Origin of the sequence: Acholeplasma granularum ATCC 19168 (assembly GCF_000526235.1) — a bacterium.
GTDB lineage: Bacteria > Bacillota_I > Bacilli_A > Acholeplasmatales > Acholeplasmataceae > Acholeplasma > Acholeplasma granularum.
In genome coordinates this window covers 38,624-63,421 of the sequence record NZ_JAFR01000008.1, presented here as the reverse complement: position 1 = coordinate 63,421, position 24,798 = coordinate 38,624, and the positions used below count along the sequence as shown (strand labels likewise).

Below are 24,798 nucleotides of genomic sequence, written 5' to 3'. Positions count from 1 at the left end.
CACACAATGTAATCTCATTTTTTTGTATTTAATGGCAATTTAAATATAAAAGTATATTCAATAATCAATAAACAAATACTTAGAATTTTGTAAATAAGTCAATAAATTATATAATAGAACTACATAAAATAATTATTTAATATTTTTAAATAATTTGAAGGAGTTTGTTTAATGAAAAAAATAATATTAATTATATCTACTCTCATACTCAGTTTCATAATTGTATCTTGTGATACACAAAAAGTAGATTCTATGGAAATACTAGAGACTCTCTATGAACTTGTAGAAATAGAAATAAATCCTACAAACACATATGAAACAATAACTAAAAACATCACTTTAAAAACTGAATACGAAGGTTTTGAAGATGTTGAAGTCATATGGGTATCTAACGGTGAAACGATTGTAATTAACGGGAATTTAGGGGTTGTAACAAGACCTTTATCTGATACACTTGTTAGATTAAGTGCAACCCTTAAATTAAATGATAAACAAATAACAAAACACTTTTCATTAGTTGTTTTAAAAGAAGAAGAAATCATTCCTGATACAACTAAACCCATCATTAAAGGTTATAAAGACTATAATCTTACAGTGGGAGATAGTGAACCTAATTGGTTAGAAGGAATTACAGTAGAAGATAATGTTGATGAAACCTTAGATGTTACAATTATTTATAACAACGTAAACATGGAGCTACCAGGTACCTATCAAATAATATATAGTGCAACTGACTTATCTGGTAATGAAGCAACTGTCACAATTACAGTTATTGTAAAACCATTAGGTGAATATCGAGAAGGTGTAACCTATATTGAAGATTTTGAAACAAATACAGCCCCAACTACTACTCGCTATGGAGGTGGTTCGTTTGTAAGCCAAGGTATTACTTGGGAGTTTGATCAAGCAATTAATGCTGGAATAGCAGAAACTGGTAAATATAAAATTAACGATAATGGTATATTACTTCGCAGAGCAAGTGATTCATTCTTAAAAGCAAACTTTACTGGTGGTCTTCAGTCTTTTTCATTTGATTGGAGAAAAGCATTTACAGGTGGAAGTTTTAGGGAAGTAGAAGTTTTATTAACTGATCTTTCAACCAATCAAACATTTACCTATGAAGATTCCATGACAGGTGCTGGAGAAGATCAAACAATCTTTAAATTCCTCCAAAAAGATTTAAAAATCTTAGGCGACTGGTCAATAACAATTAAAATTAAAGGAACTTCAACAGTAAATGCCCACATTACAATAGATAACTTTAGTTGGACTACTAATCCAGGAGAACTTATTCCTCAAAATGAATTAGATGCTACATCAGACAAGGACCAGTTAACATTGACAAATCATATTATTGCACCTACAAATCTTGATTTAGTTTCAAAGGGTAATAAAAACAGTGATATTACATGGTCATATAAAGATACAAATAATACGAATAATAACTTAATTAACCTAGTAACAGGTGATACTACATTACCATTAACAGATCAAGTACATATTATACTTGTAGCAACTATTACAAATGGAGATTATACAACAACTAAAGAATTTGATATTTTAGTTGGTGAAGATAATGTAGATATAAAAAGTGTACGTAATACATCAAATAACAGTTATGTTTATACTAAAGGTATAATTACTAGTTTCTATGAAACAACAACAGAAATAAAATTCTTTATAGAAGATAATAATTCAGGTATTTATGTTGTAGCACCATTAAGTTATAAATCAAACGTTTTAGTTGGTAATGAAATTACGATTAAAGGTACTAAAAATACAGTAAATAACCAAGTTGAAATAAATGATATTCGCTCAATTAATCTATTAACACAAACTACAATAACACCACTAAATATTGATTCTGATGAACTTAATTTAAACCCTTCAAAATATGTTCAACTATTTGGACTCATTCATGAATCATATGATAACAATAGCTTAAGTTATATACTTGAAACAGATAAAGGTCCATTTGAAGTGGTTATACCAAATGACCTTAAAGCTGAAATAAAACTATCTATTCAAAATAAACTATCAAACCTTACACCTGGTCTTGGTATAACTATAAAAGCACCTGTATATCAAAATCAAAACAATTACTATTTACTCATAACAAATACAGAAGATATCACATTAGATGATGAAATAGATTTAAATACAGTCACATCAATCATATTAAATAATATAGAACTACCAATATTTAATAGTCCTATAACAAACAAACTAGTATTATTAGATTCAAACAAACTATTATTTGATGCTACAATTATATGGTCATCATCAAATACAAATGTATTATTAAATGATGGTACTATTATTAGACAAGATGATGATACACCTGTAAATTTCACCTATGAAATTAAATATAATAAAGAAGTTATAAAAACAGATACATATCAATTAATTATAAAATCTAAAATACCTTTATTTGAAGGATATTACCAGTCATTAACCGGTCTAGAAGGCCAATATCTAGTAGATGAACTATATAGTATTTTAAACAATACAGGACAGTATCAAACAACAACCTATGGTGATGCAAGAGACCTACTAGAAAAAACAGATGCATGGATAGATTACAACACAGATTATGTATACTTAATTTATACAGATACATTAAAAGGTTCAGTAAGTAATGGATATCCTGATGAAGGTCCTGCACTTGCTAAATGGGATGGTGGTGCCACTTGGAATAGAGAACACGTTTGGGCTAAATCTTTATTTGGTACAGGTAATTATGATCCATCAAACTCAACAAGAGGTATAGATGCAGACCTACATAACTTACGTGCAGCAGATACTACAGTAAACTCAACTAGAAGTAATAACATCTTCATTAATCAAGTATATAATGCTGGAGGATTTGGAAATTACGGATCACAGTGGTATCCAGGTGATAATCACCGTGGTGATGTTGCAAGAATATTATTTTACATGGATATACGTTGGGGCGCATTAACTGATTTAAGTAAAATAGGAGACTTAAATACTTTACTTCAGTGGCATGAACTAGACCCTGTAGATGCATTTGAAATCAATAGAAACAATATTATTTTCTCACATCAAAATAACAGAAATCCATTTATAGATCATCCTGAACTAGCAAATATGATTTATGTAAATTAATTAAAAGTAAATTGATAAAAGATATCTTATCTTAGATATCTTTTATCATGTAAAATTATAAGATAAATAAATTCTTTTATTAAAAATAAACGATTTGTGTTATACTAATATATTCTAATGAAATAAATAGGTGTAAATATGGAAATTAATATAATCGAACAAATAAGAAAACATGAAACAATCATCATTCACAGACATAAGTTTCCAGACTTAGATGCTTATGGTTCACAACTCGGTTTAAAAGAATTAATTAAAGAAAACTTCAAAGAAAAGTTAGTATATGTTGTTGGTGATACACATAACTATCCATTTGATAATACAATGGATGAAATTAGTGATGAAACATATAATGGTGCTCTAGTTTTTGTCTTAGATACAGCGGATGAAAGATTAATATCAGATAAAAGATATCAATTAGGTAAAACGCTTATCAACATTGATCACCATCAAAATCTAACAAACATTAAACCTTTAATCTTTTATCATAAACCAAACTTAATATCTTGTAGTCAAATGATTGCAGATATAGCGATGATTGGCAATCTAAAACTAAATGATTTAGCAGCCTCACATATTTATGCCGGTATTGTTGGAGATAGTGGAAGATTTCAATATATTACAAATGATAATGCTAAAGAAACATTTAAGGCAGTATCATTTTTAATGGAATATCAAGTAGATATTAAAAAAATCTATGATTTCCAAAATCTAGAAACATTAGATAGACGCATTGCTAGAGACCAATTTAGAGAGTTTAATATTACAAAAAATAATGTAGCGTACCGCTTTAATGATTTAAAGACTATTAAAGACTCTAAATTAAGTTTTTTTGACATTTCAAGAGGTACAGTAAACTTAATGTCTGGTATTGAAGAAGTTCAAATCTGGGCTAATTTTAGCGAAAAAGAAACTGGCGAAATTATTGGAGAATTTAGAGCTCGTGATTTATCAATTGTTGATATTGCTAAAAAATTTGGTGGCGGTGGACATAACCAAGCATGCGGTGCAACACTTACTAGTTGGGAAGAATGTTTAGAAGTTGTAAAATGTTTTGACGAAAGGATGAAAGAACAAAATGATCAAAGAAATATTTAAAAAAATTAAGAAGTATCAAAGAATAATAATTTATGGACATGTTAGACCAGATGGTGATTGTTACGGTGCACAATTTGGTTTACAAAATATTATCAAAAATGCATTTCCTACAAAAGATGTATTCGTTACAGGTGAAACATCAGATTTTGTAAGTTTTGTTGGTACACCTGATATTATTGTTGGTGAATCAAATTTAGAAGATAGTTTTTATGAAGGTAGCTTATCAATTGTTGTAGACACTGCAAATAAACAAAGAATCTCAAATCAAAAATATGTATTAGGTAAAGAAATTATTAAAATTGACCATCATATTCCAGTTGATAACTTTGGTGATATACAGTGGGTAGATACAAACTTCCCATCTTGTGCACAAATGATTGCATATATGTCAACCCAAGTTAAAGAATTTGAAATTACAAAAGCTGGTGCTGTTGCAATGTATACAGGTATATTAACTGATACAGGTCGCTTTAAATATAGAGGTGTATCTGAACTTACCCACCAAATGGCAGGTATGTTATTAACTAAAGGTGCTGATGTTGAAGAAATTGATCAAGCAATGTCAAATGAAACTTTAGAAATGATACGTTTTAAAGGTTTTGTATACCAAAACTTTAAAACAACAGACAAAGGATTCATTTATATTACAATTACAGATGATATTAGAAATGAATTTAAACTATCATATGAAGAAGCAAGTTCTGTTGTAAATTTATTATCAGGAATTCAAGGTTTTAGAGTATGGGCTTTATTTATCGAAGATGGTGATTTAGTAAGAGTCAGATTAAGATCAAATGGACCAGATATTGATAAAGTAGCAAACCAATTTAATGGTGGGGGCCATGCTAAAGCTAGTGGTGCTGTAATTAATAATTGGGATGAATTAGACCAATTTATAGAAGCAGTACACCAAGTATTATAGTAAAATAATAGGGGGATTTACGAATGAACATTTTATTTGAAATGCCCGAAGGATATAAAATGATTGAATCATTTCTATCGCTAGAACAGTGGTTATTCATGATTATTATCCCAGCACTTGTAGTCATAACAATTACATTTTTAATCGGGTTAGAAAGACAAAACGTAGGTAAAGCTGCAGGAATTTCAAGTCACGTACTTGTTGGTTTATCAGCACTCATGATTTCAATTATGCAACGCTTAATCTATTTACAAGAAATTACAAATAACATTAGTGCACCACAAGGACAACGTATCATTGCACAAGTCATTGCAGGTATCGGGTTTATTGGTGCAGGCGTTATTATGAAAGATTCAAATAACATCATACATGGAATTACAACCGCATCCACAATCTGGTTTAGTGCGCTATTAGGTATTGTACTAGGTATGGGTTATTTATATGAGGGTATTGTATTTGGTGTTTTTGTTGCAGGATTTATCATTTTAAGAGATATTAGACGTGGAGTTAATCCATTTGTACCAACAATAGAAGAAATTAAGCACGAACCTACAATTATAAAAAGTAAAAAATAAGGAAGACTTATGAAAAGTAGAACAATTGCAGCAATCGCAACGCCACTAGGCACTGCAGGTATATCCGTTATTCGTGTATCTGGTGATGATGCAATTTACAAAGTAAATCAAATTTTTAAAGGTAAGAATTTAAATAAGGCAAAAAGTCATACCATACATTATGGGCACATCTTAAACGAAGATGGGTCCATTTTAGACGAGGTAATGATTTCAGTTTTTATTGCACCTAAATCATTTACAAAAGAAGATGTGGTCGAAATATCAACACATGGTGGTATTTTAATTACTCAAAAAGTATTAGAACGTGTACTTGAAACAGATATTGATTTAGCTGAACCAGGTGAATTTTCAAAACGTGCATTTTTAAATGGACGTATTGACCTTGTTCAAGCAGAAGCTATTATGGATATTATTCATGCAACCAATGAAAATGCAATTAAAGTAGCTAATAAAGCTTTAAATAAAGAAACATCATCAATGATAGAAAATTTAAAGAGCCAAGTATTGACTTTAATTGCACAAATTGAAGTCAATATTGATTACCCAGAATATGATGATGCAATCATTATGAGTAAAGAAATCATTTATCCAAGAATCACCTCATTACTTCAAGAAATTGATGACATATTAAGACACTCTAAACGTACTCAGTATATTAGAGAAGGTGTTAAAACAGCAATTGTGGGGCGCCCTAATGTTGGAAAATCAAGTTTACTTAATGCACTATTAAATGAAGACCGTGCAATTGTATCTGACATTGCAGGAACAACTAGAGATACAATCGATGCATTTGTAAATCTAGATGGTGTGACCTTACAATTAATTGATACTGCAGGTATTAGAGATACCAAAGATTTAATTGAAAAAATCGGTGTTGATCGAAGTAAAAAAGCACTAAAAGATGCAGAACTTGTATTACTCGTACTAGATTTATCTGAAAAACTTACCACAGAAGATGAAGAGTTACTTGATCTAACTAAAGATAAAAACAGAATTATTATTGGTAATAAAAAAGATTTAAAACGTAATCTAGAAATATCAACGATTATTGAAATATCAACATTAGAAAAAGATGGATTAAGAAATCTAGAAAAAGAAATATTAAAAACATTAAAACTAGATAATTTAATGGATAAAGACTTTAATTATTTATCAAATGTGCGCCATATTCAAAAACTTAAAGAAGCAAAATCTGCCCTTGAAAGTGTAGTTAATGCCATCAATTTAGATATGCCGGTTGATATTTATGCAGTGGACTTAACCTATGCTTGGAACTTATTAGGAGAGATATTAGGCAATCATCAATATGGTGAATTATTAACCGAGTTATTTTCGAAATTCTGTCTTGGAAAATAGTTAAAAACATCCATTATATATGATATAATGATGAAACAAGACAAGGGAGGGAACGTTTTTGAGTTACGTAGCACTTTATAGAACATATAGACCGAAAACTTTTAGTGATGTATATGGTCAAAGTATCATTGTTAAAACCCTTCAAAATGCACTTTTATATGAAAAGTTTGCGCATGCCTACCTTTTTAGTGGTCCTCGTGGTACAGGTAAAACATCTGTTGCAAAAATAGTAGCTAAAACATTAAATTGTCGTACAGCACCTACAAAAGAGCCTTGTGGTAAATGTGATATATGTCTTGGTATTGATAAAGGTGATGTTCCAGATATTATAGAAATAGATGCTGCATCAAATAACGGTGTTGATGAAATTAGAGATTTAAGAGATAAAGTTAAATATGCACCAAGTGTTGGTAAGTATAAAGTTTATATTATTGACGAGGTCCATATGTTAACCCAAGCAGCTTTTAATGCTTTATTAAAAACGCTTGAAGAGCCACCCAAAAATGTTGTCTTTATCTTAGCGACTACAGAAGCACATAAAGTACCTGCAACAATTTTATCTAGATGTCAAAGATTTGATTTTAAAAATATAGAAATTAAAGATATTGAAGAAAATTTAAAAGTCATTGTAAATAAAGAAAATCTTAAGATAAGTGATGAAGCATTATATGCAATCGCAAATACCGCTGAAGGTGGTATGCGTGATGCACTAAGCTTACTAGATCAAGTTATTTCATTTACAAATGATGAAATCACCGAAGAAGATGTTTATAAAGTTTCAGGTGGATTATCCAGAAGATTTATAAATGAACTCCTTGTGGTTATTTATAAAAAACAACCTCAAAAGGCACTAGATTTTATCAATCAAGTTATTGCAGATGGTAAAGATATTAACCGAATGGTATCAGATATTATTCTTGCCTTAAGAGATGTGTTATTAGATAAAATAAGAAAAAAAGTAATTTATCCGGATTTAAAAGAATTACAATCTAACCTAATTTATGCATATTTAGATATATTAAATGACTTACAACAAGAATTAAAATATACAACATCAAAACGTGCATACTTAGAACTTGCTATCATAAAAATGATTAATCATGAAACAGTAGCTTTAGTGGAATTTGAAGAAAAACTTATCTCTTTAGAAAAAGAACTTAGTAATCTTCAAGAACAAATTAAAAATAAAGAGTTTCCTCAAGCAAACACCAAAGTTCAACAACCAACAATAGAAAATACAACACAACAATCCAATCTTAAACCTTTAGTGACAATTACTGAAATAGAAGACATTTTAAATAACGGAGATAAAGATAAAAAAGATTTAATTGCAAGTGGTTGGTCAAGATTAAGTGATTATGATAATCCAAGTTTAAAAACAACAGCTCAATTACTTTTTGAAGGTAGTTTAGAAGCAGTTGGAAATGATCAAATGTTACTTGTATATGATGATTTAATAACAGCTAAAACGATGTTTAAGCCTGAGGTAAAAAAACAAGTATTAAAAATCATTAACAGTAAACAAAAACTTATTAAAGATTATACAGTATTAATTAAACCCGACTGGTTAGTTATTCGCCTAGATTATGCAAACCAGTACCGTTCAGGTATCGAAAAACCGGTACTTAAACCTATGGACCTACATTTATATGACACAACAGTTAAAGAAACAAAACAAAATAAAAAAAGATCTGAAATTGTAGATTTTGCAATCGAGTATTTCGGAGAAGAATTAGTGAAAGTAGAGGAATAAATATGAATCCAAATATGTTAAACAAATTAAAGAAAATGCAAAAACAAATTCAAGATGCTCAAGAACAAATCGAGTCATCAGAATTTATTGGAAAAGCTTCAGGTGTAGAAGTAATTATGCAAGGTACACGTCAAGTAATCGATATTAAAATTGATGAAGCAATGCTTGATGAAGTAGAAATGTTACAAGATGCAATTTTAATTGCCGTAAATGATGCTTTAAATCAAATAGATAAAACACAAGAAGAAACCATGGGACAATTTTCAGGTGGCATGGGTGGATTTGGATTTTAATGTATCCAAAAATCATTTTAGACCTCATTGAGGATTTAAAAAGGCTACCAGGTATTGGAGAAAAAACAGCTGAACGTTTAGCACTTCACCTAATTACTTGGGACAATCAAGATTTAAATCACTTTGGAAACAATCTAATAAATCTAAAAGATAAAATAAAATATTGCCAAACATGTGGATTATTAACAGACCATGATATATGTCAAATCTGCCAAGATGAGACAAGAACAAACGATCAAATCATGGTTGTTTCTGATTCTAAAGATGTTTTTTCAATAGAAAAGACAAATACTTTTCATGGTAAATATCACATACTTGGTGGACTTATTGATTTTTCAAAAGGTATTGAACCAAAAGATTTAAACTTTGATCAATTAAAATTAAGAATTAAAGATAATATTGAAATAATTATAGCAACAAACTCTACTGTTGAAGGAGAGTTAACTGCACAATACATAAAATCGCTTTATAAAGACGATAACATAATAGTATCCAGACTTGGTTATGGACTACCTGTTGGTGCAGATTTAAAGTATGCCGATGAATTAACACTGATAAAAGCGGTTGAAAACCGTCAAAAGTATTAAATCAACCTTATTTTTAAAAAAGTTGTTGCAATATTTTAAACTTTAATATACAATATAGACGGTTTTTAGGAGGACGCAAAATGGCTGACAAAAAAATTAATGAGTTATCATTGTTAGATACCATCGAATATATACTCAAAGAAAACAAAGAAGCAATGAATATTTATGAGTTAATCGAAAAAGTAGCTACAGCAAGAAACTTAGATATCAAAGATGTAGACTTAATGACTCAACTATATATGGACATTACTTTATCAGGTAAGTTTGTTTTTGTAGGGGAAGACAAATGGACATTAAAAGATGGCAACTTAGAATTTTGGGATAAAGATGGGTATGCCTTCATTCAACCGGAAGAAATTGAAGAAATTGAAGACGAAGACATTGATTTTTCTGAATTTAATTTAGCGGATATCGAAGATCTAGAAGTAGATTTAATCGATGAAACTGATGAAGATTTAGATGATGAAGAAGATGAAGAATTAGACGAAGAAATCATTGAAGAAAAAGCATATGTAGATGTTGGATTAGATTTAGTCTCAACTGATGAAGATGATGGTGTAGATGATATTGATTTAGACTTAGATGATGATTATGATGAAGATGATTATAACGATATCATGGATGACTATGAAGATATGTACGACAACTAAGAGGGCAACCTCTTTTTTGTTTTAATAATAATTATTCACATAATTAAAAAAAATTAAAAAATTCTCTATTAAGTGTTGAAACTTAAAGTATGGTTTGATACAATTAAGAAGGGCACACCATATTTTTAAAATGCAAAGTCTCCTATTTTTAGGAGATTTTTATTTTTTATATAAAGGAAACATAAGGAAGGTATTTATATGGCAACAAAATATATTTTCGTCACAGGTGGCGTTGTATCATCTTTAGGCAAAGGGATTGCTGCATCAGCAATTGGTCAAATATTAAAGTCAAGAGGACTTAAAGTCTTCACACAAAAATTTGACCCATATATCAATGTGGATCCAGGAACAATGAGCCCTTATCAGCATGGTGAAGTATTTGTTACAGACGATGGTGCTGAAACAGATTTAGACTTGGGTCACTATGAAAGATTTATTGATATTAATTTATCTAAAGAATCTTCAATTACAACAGGTAAGATATATCAAAATGTAATTAATAAAGAAAGACGTGGGGATTATAATGGTGCAACCGTTCAAGTGATTCCACACGTCACAGATGAAATAAAATTAAAACTAAAAGAAGCAGCAAAATCATCTAAAGCTGATGTGATTATTACAGAAATCGGTGGAACTGTAGGTGATATAGAATCACTGCCATATTTAGAAGCTATCCGTCAAGCAAGACGTGATTTTGGCTATAAGAACACATTATACGTTCATAATACATTGGTACCGTTTTTAAAAGCATCCAATGAAATAAAAACAAAACCTACCCAACACTCGGTTAAAGAACTAAGATCTCTTGGTATACAACCTGATATTATTATCCTAAGAAGTGAGGTAAATATTGTTAAATCAGTTAAAGAAAAAATAGCACTGTTTTGTGATGTTAATTATGAGGCTGTATTTGAATCACTTGATGTTAATGTCATCTATGAATCCATCTTAAATTTTAGAAGACAAAAAATAGATGACTATATACTAAATCATTTTGGAATTGAAAATAATGTCATACCAAATATGCAACCTTGGGAAGATTTAATTGAACGTATCAAATCACCTAAAGAATCTATTACAATCGGTTTAGTTGGTAAATATGTATCACTTCAAGATGCCTATCTTTCAGTTTCTGAATCTTTAAAACATGCAGGATTTTATCATCAAACAGAAATTAAAATCAAATGGCTAAATGCTGAAAAACTAAACGAAGAAAATATAGAATCAAGCCTAAAGAAATGTGATGGTATTATTGTTCCTGGTGGATTTGGTAAACGTGCAACTGAAGGTAAATTACTAGCAATTAAATTTGCTAGAGAAAATAAAGTTCCATTCTTTGGAATTTGTTATGGTATGCAACTAGCAACCATAGAATATGCTCGTAATGTATTAGGTTATAAAGATGCAAATACTACAGAAATAGACCCTAATACATCTATGCCTTTAATTCATACCAAAGAATTAGATGGTACGAATATAGGAGGCACCCTACGCTTAGGATTATATGAATGTGAATTAAATAAAGAATCTAAATCCTATCAACTATACCAAACAAAAATGATTAAAGAACGTCACAGACATCGTTATGAATTTAACAATGATTATTTAAACATATTTAACGATAATAATTTTTTAATTGCAGGTATTAATCCTGATAAAAAATTAGTAGAAATTATTGAATTAAAAGATCATCCATGGTTTGTTGCAGTTCAATATCACCCAGAATTTTTATCCAGACCTTTAAGACCTCATCCACTATTTAAAGATTTTGTGAAAATGTCACTAAAAAATCACAAAAATAAATAAATTATACCTAATTGTTTGTAATAACAGACAAATAGATATATAATATCTATTGGCAAAACGATAAGGAGGAATTATAAAATGTTAGTTTCCGCTAAAGAAATGTTACAAAAAGCAAAAGCAGAAGGTTATGCTGTTGCACAAATCAACATCAATAACTTAGAATGGATCAAAGCAGTTTTATCAACTGTTCAAGAATTAAAATCTCCAGTAATTTTAGGTGTATCAGAAGGTGCAGCTAAATATATGGGAGGATACGAAAACGTTATGGCTATGGTATCTACATTAGACAAAGCAATGAACATTACTGTTCCAGTTGCAGTACACTTAGACCATGGTACATATGAGGGTGCTTTTAAAGCAATCCGCGCTGGTTTTACTTCAGTTATGTTTGATGGATCACACTATCCATTTGAAGAAAACTTAACAAAAACTAAAGAAGTTGTTGCAGTTGCACACGCTGTTGGTGTATCTGTAGAAGCTGAAGTTGGTTCAATTGGTGGAGAAGAAGACGGTGTTGTAGGTACTGGTGAATTAGCAGATCCAGAAGAATGCCGTATTATCGCTGCTACAGGTGTTGACCTATTTGCAGCAGGTATTGGTAATATTCATGGTAAATACCCAGCAAACTGGAAAGGTTTAGATTTTGGTGTATTAAAAACTGTTAGCGAAGTTACAAATGGCGTGCCACTTGTATTACATGGTGGTACAGGTATCCCATCTGACCAAATCAAAAAAGCAATTTCATTAGGTATTGCAAAAATTAACGTAAACACTGAATTACAATTAGCATTCGCTGCTGCAACTAGAAAATATATTGAAGAAGGTAAAGACTTAGAATCTAAAGGCTTTGACCCAAGAAAATTATTAAACCCTGGTTATTTAGCAATGAAAGAAGTTGTTAAAGATAAATTAACTATGTTTGGATCTGTCGGCAAAGCTTAATTTATCAAAAATAGATTAAGAATAGAGGCAAATCATGGAAAATGAATTAATTTATAATGAATATGCAGGTTGGAAACTAGATAATCATGAACTATTAATGAATCTTAAAAACTTAGATTCACTCATCATTTTTAGATTCGAAAATGTTTTAAATGTCATAGATTTCTTATATGATAAACTCATTGATGATCCGACATATAATGAAGATGATCATGATAACTTTACATTTGGATTTAACTATGTACACGGACAAGTAGAAGAAATAAAAAAGATCTTAAACGATTATTATGGTGGAGATTATTTAGCACTAAATTTAGATGCTAAAAAGGTAAACTTGCTACTAAATACAATTGATTTTCAACATGAACTGCTTGATTTAGATAACTTTGATCCTAAAAGTATGGAATTACTTCTTAATTTTGAGGCTGAAATTATTGATAAATTATCAAAAAAAGAACCTTTAGAAGAAAAAATGTATTCTAAACTAGATGAATTAAGTTTAAAAATATTTAAAAACTTAAATATAGATTATTATCCAATTGATAGTATATATTTAGAAATAGCAGATGAATTAGGATTATTAAAGGAATGATTATTCATTCCTTTTTTCTTTGATTTAAAGTTAAGAATTTAAAAAAATATCTAAAATAGTATAAAATAGAAATATGAAAAAATATAAAATAGGAATTATAGGCATCGGAAGAATTGCCCATGTCCATATAGAAGCATTAAGAAAATTAGAGAATGTCCAAGTTGTTGCAATTAGTAGTCGATCAAATATAGTGAAGAAGGCTAATAAATTAGGTATAGAAAAATACTACATAAACTACAAAGAAATGATTGATAACGAAAACTTAGATAGTGTTCATATTACCTCATCTAATGATGTTCATTTTGAAATGGCAAGTTATGCACTAAATCACGGTGTAAATGTAATTTTAGAAAAACCTATGACACTAAATTTTGATGAAGCATATAAACTTTATGAACTCTCCACACAAAAACCTAATATTTCTAAAATACATTTCCATAATAGATTTTATGCAATCAATCAATATATCAAAAATAATATTGATAAAATAGGTGATATTATTTCTATTCATGGTGAATATACACAAGGTTGGGCTGCAAGTCCAGATATATATAATTGGAGAGATAATAAATTATATGGTGGAAACACAAGAGTCATAGCAGATGTAGGCACACATTATTTTGATCTAATAGAGTTTTTAACAGGACATTTAATTACACAAGTATCTGCGGTATTTAAGACAGTATTTGATAAAAGAGCAGGTGTAGTGGTTGATACTGAAGATATTGGAGCAGTTATCTATAAAACAAATTTTGGTGCAATAGGTAGTTGTCTTATCAGTCAGTCTATAATTGGTCTTGATAATAAACTAACCTTTACAATTTCAGGAACAAAGGCTACATTTATATCTTTAGGTATGGATACTAAAAATGCTATTTATGCAGATATTATGGAAGGTAATAAAGAATTAAGTGTTACTCAATTAAACACCTTAAAAGATGGTAAATTACATGATGCCACAACCTTTGTAGAATCATTTAGGGAAGCTTTTAGGCAGTTCTACCATGAATTAGGAAACCATGAATTTAAATCAGATTATGCTAACTTTAAAGATGGCCTACATTCAATGAAATTAATTGATGCAATCTATCAGTCTAGTATTACAAAAAAATGGGTTAAAGTATAAAAAAGGAAAAATAAAAATGATAATTAAAGAACTATTAAAAATTAAACTAAATTCAAAAAGACGTTATGCATTCTTTATAGTATTAGCAGCACTTGTTGTATTAGGATATGCTATATATGATTTAATATTTGTAAATAACGATCAAACAATGATTATCTTTAATTGGGTAATTGTCGCATTATCTGCCAGTTTAGGAACGTTTGGTACATATATCACAATTGGTGCATCACTAGATCTAAAAGACCTAAAAAAGGATGTTTTACCAATGATAGAAGCTAAAATGGTTAGGTATAATAAAAAAGGATATTCACCAAAAAATCCATCAGAAATCATTTATACAGGACAAGTATTTATAGATTTAAATACGAATGAAGAAAAGATGCTTATTGTAAGTAATGTCGAACCTAATAAGCGTTATAAAATCATTTATGGTAAACGTACAAACATAGGAATTATTGTTGATAAACTTTAAAGAAAGGAATAAAGTAATGAACGAATTCTTGAAATTATTAGAAACAAGGTTTAAAAAAAATATGCATCGCCATGAGCACATCAAATGGCATGATATTGAAGAAAAGTTAACTCAAAATAAAAAGATATTAGAGACACTTTATAAAATGGAATTAACAGGTGGAGAACCTGATTTGATGAGTTATGATAATAACTTATATTATGTGGATTTTAGTAAAGAAACACCACTTAAAAGAAGAAGTTACTGTTATGATGAAAAAGCATTAAAGGATCGTAAGAAGTTTAAACCGGAGTCCAGTGTTGAAACTGAAATTAAAAAATTAGGTATTAATTTAGTTGATGAAAACATGTATTTTTATATTCAAACATTAGAAGATTTAGATTTAAAAACTTCATCTTGGATTCATACACCTGAAAGTATAAGAAAATTAGGTGGTGCACTAAATGCTGAAAAAAGATATGATCGCACCTTTATCTTTCATAATGGAGCAGATAGTTATTATGCATCTAGAGGATTTAGAGGATATATTAAATTATAAAAAAAGGAAGCTTAAGGCTTCCTTTTATAATGGTTTTAATGATTATTTTGTTTTTTGTCTTGCGTGTGGGAATAACAATACGTCTCTAATATTTGGAGTATTTGTAAGTAGCATAATAAATCTATCAATACCAATACCAATACCACCTGTTGGAGGCATACCGTATTCTAGTGCTTCAATGAAGTCAGTATCCATTTCGGTTGCTTCATCATCGCCTTTTTCCTTTTGTTCGAGTTGTGCAAGGAATCTATTTTTTTGATCTACTGGATCATTTAATTCTGAGAATGCATTTGCATATTCAGATCCCATAATGAATAATTCAAAGCGATCTGTAAATCGAGGGTCTTTTTCATTCATTTTAGCAAGTGGTGAAATTTCTACAGGGTGTCCATATACAATGGTTGGTTGTATAATTGTTTTTTCAACATATTGATCAAAGAATGCTTCAATAATATGACCTACTGTAAAGTGTTTTTCAATATCCACTTTATGTTCTTTAGCAATTTTAATTGCTTCATCAAGTGTATAGTGATTAAAGAAGTCAACACCTGTTTGTTCTTTAATAAGTTCTACCATATGTGCACGTTTAAAGTTTTTTAAATAAATTGTTTGGTCATTAAATGTAACTTCATATGTGCCTAATACTTCTTTAGCAACAAATCCCATACACTCTTCAACAAGATTCATCATATCAGTGACATCACCATAAGCCATATATGCTTCAACTGTTGTAAATTCGGGGTTATGTTTTGCACTAATTCCTTCGTTTCTAAATAATCTACCAATTTCATAGACTCGTTCCATTCCACCAACGATTAAACGTTTAAGAGGTAGTTCGGTAGCGATTCTTAAGTAGAAGTCCATATCTAGTGTATTATGGTGAGTAACAAAAGGTCTTGCGGCAGCACCACCTAAGATTGGGTGAAGTACTGGTGTTTCAACTTCAATGTAACCATTAGAGTCAAAATAATGTTGAAAAGCACGAATGATTCTTGGACGTGTTCTTGCAACACGCATAGATTCTTCATTCACAATTAAGTCAACATATCTACGACGTCTAGCTTCTTCCTTATCTTGAAGACCGTGGAATTTATCTGGTAGTGGTGTGATTGCTTTAGTAAGATGGATGAATTCATTTGCTTTAACAGTTAATTCGTTAGTCTTAGTTCTAAATAATACACCCTTTATACCAACAATATCACCTAAGTCAGAGTGTTTAAAGAGTTCAAATTGAAATTCACCCACATGATCAAGACGGATATATACTTGAATACGTCCTTCTTTATCTTGAAGTTGGATGAATCCTGCTTTACCTTGTGTACGTCTTAAAACAATACGTCCAGCAATAATTACTTCTTTATTAAGTGCTTCTAAAGCATCATGGTCTAAACTACCAAATTCGTTATGAATTTGATTAGAAAGGTGCGTTCTATCAAAGCGATGTCCAAAAGGGTCAACACCTAATTTTCTTAATTCTTCAACTTTTTGAAGTCTTATTTTTTGTTGTTCATTTAAATCATCAGGAAACATAGTTAGATTTCCTCCTTATAATTATAATTATTATATAACATTTTCCAATAAAAAACGATCATAAGGATCGTTTTTCTTCGCTTATTAGCTCATACATATCTTGATCTTTTAATTGGGTTAGAGATACTACTTTGATTGTAATAACTTTTAAACCTAGATGAAGTTCTATTAAATCACCAATCTTAACTTCTTTACTAGGTTTTGCTAGAAGTCCATTAATGAAGATTCTTTGTGCATCTGCTACATTTTTTGCAACAGTGCGTCTTTTAATCATACGTGAAACTTTTAAGAATTTATCAATTCTCACTTGGAGTTCTCGTGTGCATCAGAGTTTACTTCACGGTTATCCCACCAAAGAAGTTTTCCGGTTGATGCAATTTCATCAATATCAGATTTAGTAAGTGTTTCAACTAAGATTAAATATTTAGCAATATTATCAAGTAAATCTCTATGTTCATTAATTACATTTCTTGCATTTGTGTAGCATTCTGTAATAATTGAACGAACCTCTTTATCAATTTCAAGTGCAACAGCATCTGAGAAGTTTTTATCTTTTAAATAATCTCTACCTAAGAAGACATTACCACTATCTGATTCATATTGGATAGGTCCTAAATCAGACATACCATATTCAGTGACCATACTACGGGCTAGTTTAGTTGCACGTTTAAAGTCATCATATGCACCAGTTGTTACATCATCAAAGACTATTTCTTCAGCTACACGTCCACCTAATGCAGAAGTAATCATTGCAATCAGTTCAGATTTTGAGTAGTTGAATTTTTCTTCAACTGGTGTATAAAGCGCATAACCACCAGCACGTCCACGAGGTACGATTGTTACTTTTTGTACAACACTTGCTGAATTTACTTTTAAACCAATAACAGCATGTCCTGCTTCATGGTATGCAACCATTTTCTTTTCATTTGGAGTATATTTTCTTGATTTTTTAGCAGGTCCCATTGTGACACGGTCTGCAGCTTCATCAATATCTTGTAGGGAAATAACTGTTCTATTTTCTCTAGCAGCAAGTAGTGCAGCTTCATTTAGTAAGTTTTCAATATCAGCACCAGTAAAACCTGGAATGCGCATTGCAATTTCACTAAATTTAATTGAAGGATCTAACTTTTTACTACGTGCATGTACTTTAAGAATTTCTTCTCTAGATTTTTGATCAGGGACTTGCATGGTTATTTGACGGTCAAATCTACCTGGTCTTAATAATGCTGGGTCAAGTACGTCTGGACGGTTTGTTGCAGCCATGATAATGATTCCTAAGTTTCCAGAAAAACCATCCATTTCTACAAGTAATTGGTTTAATGTTTGCTCACGCTCATCATTACCTCCACCCATACCAGCACCACGCTGACGACCTACTGCATCAATTTCATCAATAAAGATAATACATGGTGCATTTTGTTTTGCGACTTTAAATAAGTCTCTCACACGGCTTGCACCAACACCTACATATAACTCCACAAAATCTGATCCAGAAATTGAGAAGAATGGAACATCAGCCTCACCAGCTACAGCTTTTGCAAGTAAAGTTTTACCAGTACCTGGTTGACCAACTAATAATACACCTTTAGGTACACGTGCACCCATATCGGTATATTTTTTAGGATTTTTAAGAAAATCAATTAATTCAACCATTTCAGCTTTTTCTTCATCAGCACCAGCTACATCAGCAAACTTAACTTGTTTACCACGTGAAACTTTTGCTCTATTTTTAGTGAAGTCTTGAGCTCTGTTTGATTGTGAACTCATTGATCTAAACATAATAATTACTAAAACAATTGGTGCAGCAACTAAAAGTATAGTTGTAATAATATTCCAAAAATCAACGGTAACGTGTGGTACAAAGTTTAATTTAACAGGAGTAGAAGGGTTTGCTTCATTATATAAGCTAATCACATCATATAAATTATCTAATCGATCACCAAATAAAATTATAGTAAAACTTCCATAACCTTCAGGTTTGTTACCTTCTGTAAATGTACCTGTAATTTCCCATAGGTTGTAGTTATCGCCACCAACATATTCACTTCTAATTGTTGCAATCTTTCCATCATTGATTGCCTCAATTAATCCTGGTTCGTCATAATTTACTACACCTGGTTGCATCATCTGTGTAAAGAAGAAGTACATACCAACGGCAAGTAAAATAATAATTAATATAACAAGATAGTCCGGACGAATCGGAGATCTTTTTGGTCCTTGTTGTTTGTTCATAAAGTTTCCTTCCTATTTTGTATATACATCAGGTTTTAAAACACCGATGTAAGGTAAATTTCTATAAAATTCATTGTAGTCTAAACCATATCCAACAACAAACTTTGGTGGAATAGTGACTCCAATATAATCTGGTATAAAATCGACAACTCTACCAGATGGTTTATCAAGTAAAGTAACGACTTTAATTGATTTAGCACCACGGTGCAATAAAAGCTTTGTAATAGTAGATAGGGTTGAACCGGTATCTACAATATCTTCTACAATCACTACATCTCTATCTTGAACAGATGTATTTAGGTCGTATTTAATATTCACATCACCACTGGATTTTATACCTCCATGATAACTAGATACAGCCATAAACTGTATTTCTAAAGGAATATCAACTTTTAAAACTAATTCGGACATAAAAGGTATACAACCATTTAATAATCCTACAAATAAAGGCCTTTTACCTTCATAATCTACCGATAATTGGCGACCTAATCTTTGAGTTATTTCTTTAATTTCTTTTTCGGATACTAAAATCTCTTGAATGTCTTGATGCATAGTATTACTCCTTTATCCATAAATATATGATATTGTTAGAACCTAATGTTTCATTTTTGTAAATTCCAGGAATCCATAATACAGTTTGATTGCTATCTACAATTATGTCTAGATCATCTCTAGATTTTTTTGGAATTTTTTTGTCAATTAAGAAATCTTTTAACTTTTTTGTACCAAACTTAAATTGTAGCTTATCACCTGGTAATCTTTTCCTAATTTGAATAGGAAAATTTAGTTTATTATAACATAATTCGATGTATTTTTTTGGTAAACCTACCTTATTGTGGGAAATCATGAGATGATTAGGTTTATCCTTATAAAATTCATCACTTATATTAATAATATAAACACGATCATAGGACTTAATCATATGATGGTTATTGGATAAAGTTATATCGATATTAGGTTTTGTTGAATTAAGTTGTTTGAGTATCATTTCAATTTTCGTATTAGAACGTTTAGCATCTACTTTTTCAAGAATTAATGAAATAACATCGTATTGAATAGATAAATGTAATTCTAAAAACTTTTGAAGACTAAAATTTAAGTTTGTAGGTAAAAACTTTAATGATTCTGATCTAATAAAATCAGAGGCTAAATATGCTTGATTAGAAAAATTTTTAAAGTGAGATAAAATGTTGTTTTCTTCTTTTAAAATAGGTATGATGTGATGTCTAATTCTATTTCTTAAATAATCATCTTCAAGGTTAGAAGAATCTTCTAAAAATGATATATTAAAAGTGTTTTTATAAGTTTCTAAGTCATTTTTAGAATAATCGAGTAACGGCTTTAAATAAACAAATTCATCAATTTTTGTTAACTTTTGCATACCTGAATAACCTAATAAATTTGATCCTCTTATAAGCTTCATTATAATCGTTTCTGCTAAGTCATCTAAGTGGTGTGCTGTTACAATATAAGGGGTTCGGTATAAAGTAGCAATATCTTCTAAAAATTGATATCTAAGTTGTCTTGCACTATCTTGAAAATTACCTTTTTTTATATTTAATTTGATATAATGATAAGGAACATTATGATTTTTACACAGTTTTTCAATTAATTCATTATCATATACCGATTCACTTCGTTTTTGATGGTTAAAATGAACTACTACAATTTTATGTTTATACTTTAAAAATAAGTCAAAAAGGACCATCGAATCAAGGCCACCTGAGACTGCTAAAACATATGTATTTGAAGTATCCAAATTTAATTTTATTTTCATGATTTTTACCAAATTATTATATAAAAATATACTAGATATATTATATCATGTATTTTAGGAGAGTATTTATGTTAATTTTAGGGTCTGCCTCACCAAGAAGAAAAGAACTTTTAGAAAGTGCGGGAATTGATTTTAGATTGATTCCATCTGACTTTGATGAATCAAGTATTGAAGTAACAAAAGATGTAGAAGGTTATGTAAAAGTAGTTGCTCAAGCAAAAGCTTATAGTCTATTAAAATTGTATCCTAATCATACAATACTTACTGCTGATACTATTGTTACAATTGATAATATCGTTTTAGGTAAACCAAAAGATTTTGATGAGGCAGTTTCTATGTTAGAACGCTTAAGTGGAAAAACACATAAAGTATATACAGCAGTATGTATTATAAATGATGAAAAAGAAGAGTTATTTGTAGAATCTGCAAGCGTCACCTTTAAAAAGTTAAGTTTGTTTGATATTAAAATGTATTGTCAGACTAATGAACCTATGGATAAAGCAGGTGCATATGCTATACAAGGTGAAGGGTCAAAGTTTATTGATAAGTATGAAGGAGATTTTCATACAATCATGGGTCTACCCCTAAAGGAAGTTATAAATAAACTAAATAAGTTCTAGATAAAAAATTAACCAATAATAATTGGTTATTTTTTTTGTTTAGATATATTTAACTATATTACTTGACACATAATACTATGCGCCGTATAATATAGTTAAAGAAATGAGGTAACTATGTCAGTTGATCTAAAAAAGTATATGATTGAATTATTTGTTTTAGCCTTACTAACAAAGGGCCCATCTTATGGGTATAAGCTTGTTAGTGATCTAAATAATTATATTCAGATGAGTGAGTCTACACTTTATCCTGTACTAAGGAGATTAGAAAAAGATAATAGGCTTTCAACATATAATGAAATTTATGGTGGACGTAATAGAAAATACTATAAAATTACTGAAAGTGGAAGAAAGTATATTGATAGTTATATAGAAGAATGGAAAGATATTAAAAAAATATACGATATCATTTTGGAAGGTAAATAGGATAAATAATTATGGAAAAATTATTAGCCCAATTAGAACAAGAATTAAAAAAGAAAAATTTATATAAAGAAGAGATTGATGAAATACTTGCATATTATGAAGAAATTATTTCTGATAGATATGAAAATGGTGAGGCTATGAACCGTATCATAGAAAGTTATGATATTAAACTCATATCTAGATTAGCATTTCCTCAAGCACTCCAAAAAAGAGAAGTTAAAACAAGTAAAGAAGTAAGTAAAAATGTTAAAGGTTTAATATTTTTCTTATTTTCAATTCCAATACTAATACCTTTAGGTGTTTTATATATTGCTTTTATTATTACCGTTGGCGCATTATTTATTGCAGGATTAGCACTAGCTTTATCTGGAGTATTGGGATTAATTGTATTGGTTTTCCAACTAATAAATTCAGGCACTGATTTTGCTTCAATGGCGGTAATAACGGGTGCATATTTATTTGTAATTACTATTGCAGCAATCGTTTTATACTATTTAACGATTGGATTTACATATGTCGTTAAAAAATCAGTTGTAGTAATTAGTAAAGTTGTATCAGGGGGAAATAAAAATGAAAATATTCGTTAAAGTTTGTTATGGTGTGCTTATTTTAAGCGTATTATTAATCATAGTAGGTTTTTTATCAGGAGCAACAATTGATAGTGTAAAAAGTGCTATAACAAGTAAAGATAACTATATATCATATGATGAGACAATTGAAGAAGCATTTGATACATTAACTATTCATTCAGATAATAAAAATATTGAGATTGTTATGACTGATGACTTAGTTTATCCACGTATAAAGTATAGATTAAAATCAGATGAAACATTAAAAACTGAGCTAATTAATAATAATCTAACGATTACAATAAGTGTAGAATTTAAATTTTTAATAGGATTTCCAATTAGTTTTCCAACCATTGAAGATCAAACAGTTTATATTGAATTACCTGAAATTTACAGAGGAAGTTTAATAGTAAATTCTAAAGCTGGAAATGTTAAATTAGAAACCACATTAGCTGATGCAAAAGTAGGATCAGAGTTTGGAAATATAATAATTAAGGGAAGTTATCATAATTTAAATATCGATTCATCTGCTGGTAATGTAGAAGTTAGTCAAGCAAGCATCAATTCTAATTTAATTGTAAAAAGTGCTGTTGGTAATATTAATATTGAAAACACATCAGTTTCTGGAAATATAAATGCATCATTAAGTACAGGAAACATATATATAAACAATACGTATTCAAGTGAGTATAAATTATTTTCTAGTGTGGGAAATATTACAGTTAAGCTGCCTTTAATTATTAATGATTATGCCTTAAAATTAGAAAGTAATATCGGAGATGTTATGCTTAATAATACATTGGTAACTAAGAGTTATCAGTCAGGAAACGGAAGACTTGTTGAAGTTAAAACAAGTACTGGAAATATTAAAGTTACAACAAATTAACGAGTATAGAATATATATAAAAAAACGGCTTTAATTAGCCGTTTTAATTATTTTTTCTTATCAATCATTAATTGTAAATCTTCTGCGGTGAACAAATATTTTTTATTACAATACTGACAAACCACTTCAGCTTGTTTGTCTTCATGTAATATTTCTTCAAGTGCTTCTTTATTTAATCTAGATAAAGCATTAAAATATTTTTTTCTTGTACAGCCACAGTGATATTTAATATCATGTTTTTCTAATATTTCTGCAGTATTATCAGAAAGCATATTTAACATATCCTCAGCTGTATGATGATCCTTTAATAGGTCGGTAATTGAAGTTACATTTTTTATAATTTCTTCAAGTCGATTAAGTGTTTTTTCACTGGCATGTGGAAGTACTTGAATAATAAAACCGCCCGCTTGGATTACTTTTTTACCATTTAAAACCAATACGCCTAAACCGACAGCAGAAGGTGTTTGTTCACTTGCTGCATAATAATATGTAAAATCATCGCCAATTTCTCCTGTTTGAAGTGGAGATGAGGATGTAAAATAGTTATCCTTCCAATCTTTTGTAACAAATAAGTTACCTTGACCAACAGCATTTCCGACATTTAATTTACCTTTTTTAGGTCCATCTTCATAAACCATATAAACATTTGGATTTTGTATGGTTGAGCGCACCACACCTGATTTAGCCTCAACAGTCATTTGACCAATTGGACCATCACCTTCTATTTTAAGCGTGAGTCTTTCACCATCTTTATACATTAAAGACATCATGGCAGAAGCAGTTAAAAAACGCCCCATTGCAGCAGATGCGGTTGGTAATGTTTGATGTAGTTTTCTTGATTTTTCAACTAATTTTGTTGATATAGAAGTATAGATTCTTACTTCCTTATTATAAGCTAAAGCTATTAATGTGTAATCTTTCATAT

Annotated in this window: 25 protein-coding genes; 19 read left to right on the top strand and 6 right to left on the bottom strand. The window is 29.7% G+C overall.

All coding sequences use genetic code 11. The features are described from left to right. The first annotated feature begins 171 nt into the window (after positions 1-171). The 15 genes from G324_RS07680 (at position 172) to G324_RS0103170 (ending at position 15,836) form a co-directional block, all read left to right on the top strand. Positions 172-3,129: an endonuclease gene (locus tag G324_RS07680; RefSeq protein ID WP_025724967.1), complete on the top strand. Its 2,958-nt coding sequence runs from the start codon at positions 172-174 to the stop codon at positions 3,127-3,129. Between the two features lie 138 nt (positions 3,130-3,267). Next, positions 3,268-4,224 carry a DHH family phosphoesterase gene (locus tag G324_RS0103235; protein WP_025724966.1) on the top strand — a complete coding sequence of 319 codons (957 nt, stop codon included), beginning with the start codon at positions 3,268-3,270 and terminating at the stop codon, positions 4,222-4,224. Then, complete coding sequence (locus G324_RS0103230) at positions 4,205-5,146, top strand: DHH family phosphoesterase (protein ID WP_025724965.1); 942 nt, start codon at positions 4,205-4,207, stop codon at positions 5,144-5,146. The genes G324_RS0103235 and G324_RS0103230 overlap by 20 nt, the downstream gene beginning before the upstream one ends. A gap of 23 nt (positions 5,147-5,169) precedes the next feature. After that, positions 5,170-5,721, top strand: a complete 552-nt coding sequence (locus tag G324_RS0103225; RefSeq protein WP_025724964.1) for an MgtC/SapB family protein — start codon at positions 5,170-5,172, stop codon at positions 5,719-5,721. Positions 5,722-5,730: 9 nt separating this feature from the next. Continuing rightward, the gene (gene mnmE, locus G324_RS0103220) at positions 5,731-7,077 is read left to right on the top strand and encodes a tRNA uridine-5-carboxymethylaminomethyl(34) synthesis GTPase MnmE (RefSeq protein WP_025724963.1); all 1,347 of its coding nucleotides are present in this window, start codon (positions 5,731-5,733) and stop codon (positions 7,075-7,077) included. Between the two features lie 58 nt (positions 7,078-7,135). Further along, on the top strand, positions 7,136-8,830 hold the full coding sequence (gene dnaX, locus G324_RS0103215; protein ID WP_025724962.1) for a DNA polymerase III subunit gamma/tau: 1,695 nt from the start codon (positions 7,136-7,138) through the stop codon (positions 8,828-8,830). 2 nt (positions 8,831-8,832) lie between these two features. Then, complete coding sequence (locus tag G324_RS0103210) at positions 8,833-9,123, top strand: YbaB/EbfC family nucleoid-associated protein (protein ID WP_035357258.1); 291 nt, start codon at positions 8,833-8,835, stop codon at positions 9,121-9,123. After that, complete coding sequence (gene recR, locus G324_RS0103205) at positions 9,123-9,710, top strand: recombination mediator RecR (protein WP_025724960.1); 588 nt, start codon at positions 9,123-9,125, stop codon at positions 9,708-9,710. The genes G324_RS0103210 and recR overlap by 1 nt, the downstream gene beginning before the upstream one ends. Positions 9,711-9,790: 80 nt before the next feature. Further along, the gene (rpoE, locus tag G324_RS0103200) at positions 9,791-10,360 is read left to right on the top strand and encodes a DNA-directed RNA polymerase subunit delta (protein WP_025724959.1); all 570 of its coding nucleotides are present in this window, start codon (positions 9,791-9,793) and stop codon (positions 10,358-10,360) included. A 198-nt stretch (positions 10,361-10,558) separates the two neighbouring features. After that, the gene (locus G324_RS0103195; RefSeq protein ID WP_025724958.1) at positions 10,559-12,166 is read left to right on the top strand and encodes a CTP synthase; all 1,608 of its coding nucleotides are present in this window, start codon (positions 10,559-10,561) and stop codon (positions 12,164-12,166) included. Positions 12,167-12,244: 78 nt separating this feature from the next. Beyond that, positions 12,245-13,108, top strand: a complete 864-nt coding sequence (fba, locus tag G324_RS0103190; RefSeq protein WP_025724957.1) for a class II fructose-1,6-bisphosphate aldolase — start codon at positions 12,245-12,247, stop codon at positions 13,106-13,108. A gap of 34 nt (positions 13,109-13,142) precedes the next feature. Continuing rightward, positions 13,143-13,700 carry a hypothetical protein gene (locus G324_RS0103185; RefSeq protein WP_162146856.1) on the top strand — a complete coding sequence of 186 codons (558 nt, stop codon included), beginning with the start codon at positions 13,143-13,145 and terminating at the stop codon, positions 13,698-13,700. A 73-nt stretch (positions 13,701-13,773) separates the two neighbouring features. Beyond that, on the top strand, positions 13,774-14,826 hold the full coding sequence (locus G324_RS0103180) for a Gfo/Idh/MocA family protein (protein ID WP_025724955.1): 1,053 nt from the start codon (positions 13,774-13,776) through the stop codon (positions 14,824-14,826). A gap of 16 nt (positions 14,827-14,842) precedes the next feature. Further along, complete coding sequence (locus tag G324_RS0103175) at positions 14,843-15,298, top strand: hypothetical protein (protein WP_156921274.1); 456 nt, start codon at positions 14,843-14,845, stop codon at positions 15,296-15,298. A gap of 16 nt (positions 15,299-15,314) precedes the next feature. Further along, the gene (locus G324_RS0103170) at positions 15,315-15,836 is read left to right on the top strand and encodes a DUF4256 domain-containing protein (protein ID WP_035357288.1); all 522 of its coding nucleotides are present in this window, start codon (positions 15,315-15,317) and stop codon (positions 15,834-15,836) included. A 42-nt stretch (positions 15,837-15,878) separates the two neighbouring features. Here G324_RS0103170 and lysS read toward each other — a convergent pair whose 3' ends face one another. From lysS to tilS, 5 genes are read right to left on the bottom strand one after another with little or no spacing between them, the layout of a single operon-like run. Next, complete coding sequence (lysS, locus tag G324_RS0103165) at positions 15,879-17,366, bottom strand: lysine--tRNA ligase (protein ID WP_025724952.1); 1,488 nt, start codon at positions 17,364-17,366, stop codon at positions 15,879-15,881. Between the two features lie 58 nt (positions 17,367-17,424). Further along, positions 17,425-17,673, bottom strand: a complete 249-nt coding sequence (locus G324_RS08025) for an RNA-binding S4 domain-containing protein (RefSeq protein WP_162146855.1) — start codon at positions 17,671-17,673, stop codon at positions 17,425-17,427. Further along, a complete protein-coding gene (gene ftsH, locus G324_RS0103160; protein WP_162146854.1) occupies positions 17,670-19,598 on the bottom strand; it encodes an ATP-dependent zinc metalloprotease FtsH in 1,929 nt (642 codons plus the stop codon). The genes G324_RS08025 and ftsH overlap by 4 nt, the downstream gene beginning before the upstream one ends. A 12-nt stretch (positions 19,599-19,610) precedes the next feature. After that, on the bottom strand, positions 19,611-20,150 hold the full coding sequence (hpt, locus tag G324_RS0103155) for a hypoxanthine phosphoribosyltransferase (protein WP_025724950.1): 540 nt from the start codon (positions 20,148-20,150) through the stop codon (positions 19,611-19,613). A gap of 4 nt (positions 20,151-20,154) precedes the next feature. Further along, positions 20,155-21,375 carry a tRNA lysidine(34) synthetase TilS gene (tilS, locus tag G324_RS0103150; protein ID WP_025724949.1) on the bottom strand — a complete coding sequence of 407 codons (1,221 nt, stop codon included), beginning with the start codon at positions 21,373-21,375 and terminating at the stop codon, positions 20,155-20,157. Between the two features lie 68 nt (positions 21,376-21,443). Here tilS and G324_RS0103145 point away from each other — a divergent pair, with 68 nt between their 5' ends. The 4 genes from G324_RS0103145 (at position 21,444) to G324_RS0103130 (ending at position 23,873) form a co-directional block, all read left to right on the top strand. Next, positions 21,444-21,995, top strand: a complete 552-nt coding sequence (locus G324_RS0103145; protein WP_025724948.1) for a Maf family protein — start codon at positions 21,444-21,446, stop codon at positions 21,993-21,995. Between the two features lie 114 nt (positions 21,996-22,109). Then, complete coding sequence (locus G324_RS07215) at positions 22,110-22,418, top strand: PadR family transcriptional regulator (protein WP_035357252.1); 309 nt, start codon at positions 22,110-22,112, stop codon at positions 22,416-22,418. Between the two features lie 11 nt (positions 22,419-22,429). Next, a complete protein-coding gene (locus G324_RS0103135) occupies positions 22,430-23,005 on the top strand; it encodes a DUF1700 domain-containing protein (protein WP_025724947.1) in 576 nt (191 codons plus the stop codon). Further along, positions 22,989-23,873 (top strand): DUF4097 family beta strand repeat-containing protein, encoded by an 885-nt coding sequence (locus tag G324_RS0103130; RefSeq protein ID WP_025724946.1) that lies wholly within the window; start codon positions 22,989-22,991, stop codon positions 23,871-23,873. The genes G324_RS0103135 and G324_RS0103130 overlap by 17 nt, the downstream gene beginning before the upstream one ends. A 47-nt stretch (positions 23,874-23,920) precedes the next feature. Here the strand turns inward: G324_RS0103130 and hslO are convergent, their stop codons facing one another. Beyond that, on the bottom strand, positions 23,921-24,796 hold the full coding sequence (gene hslO / locus G324_RS0103125; protein ID WP_025724945.1) for an Hsp33 family molecular chaperone HslO: 876 nt from the start codon (positions 24,794-24,796) through the stop codon (positions 23,921-23,923). Positions 24,797-24,798: the final 2 nt, after the last annotated feature.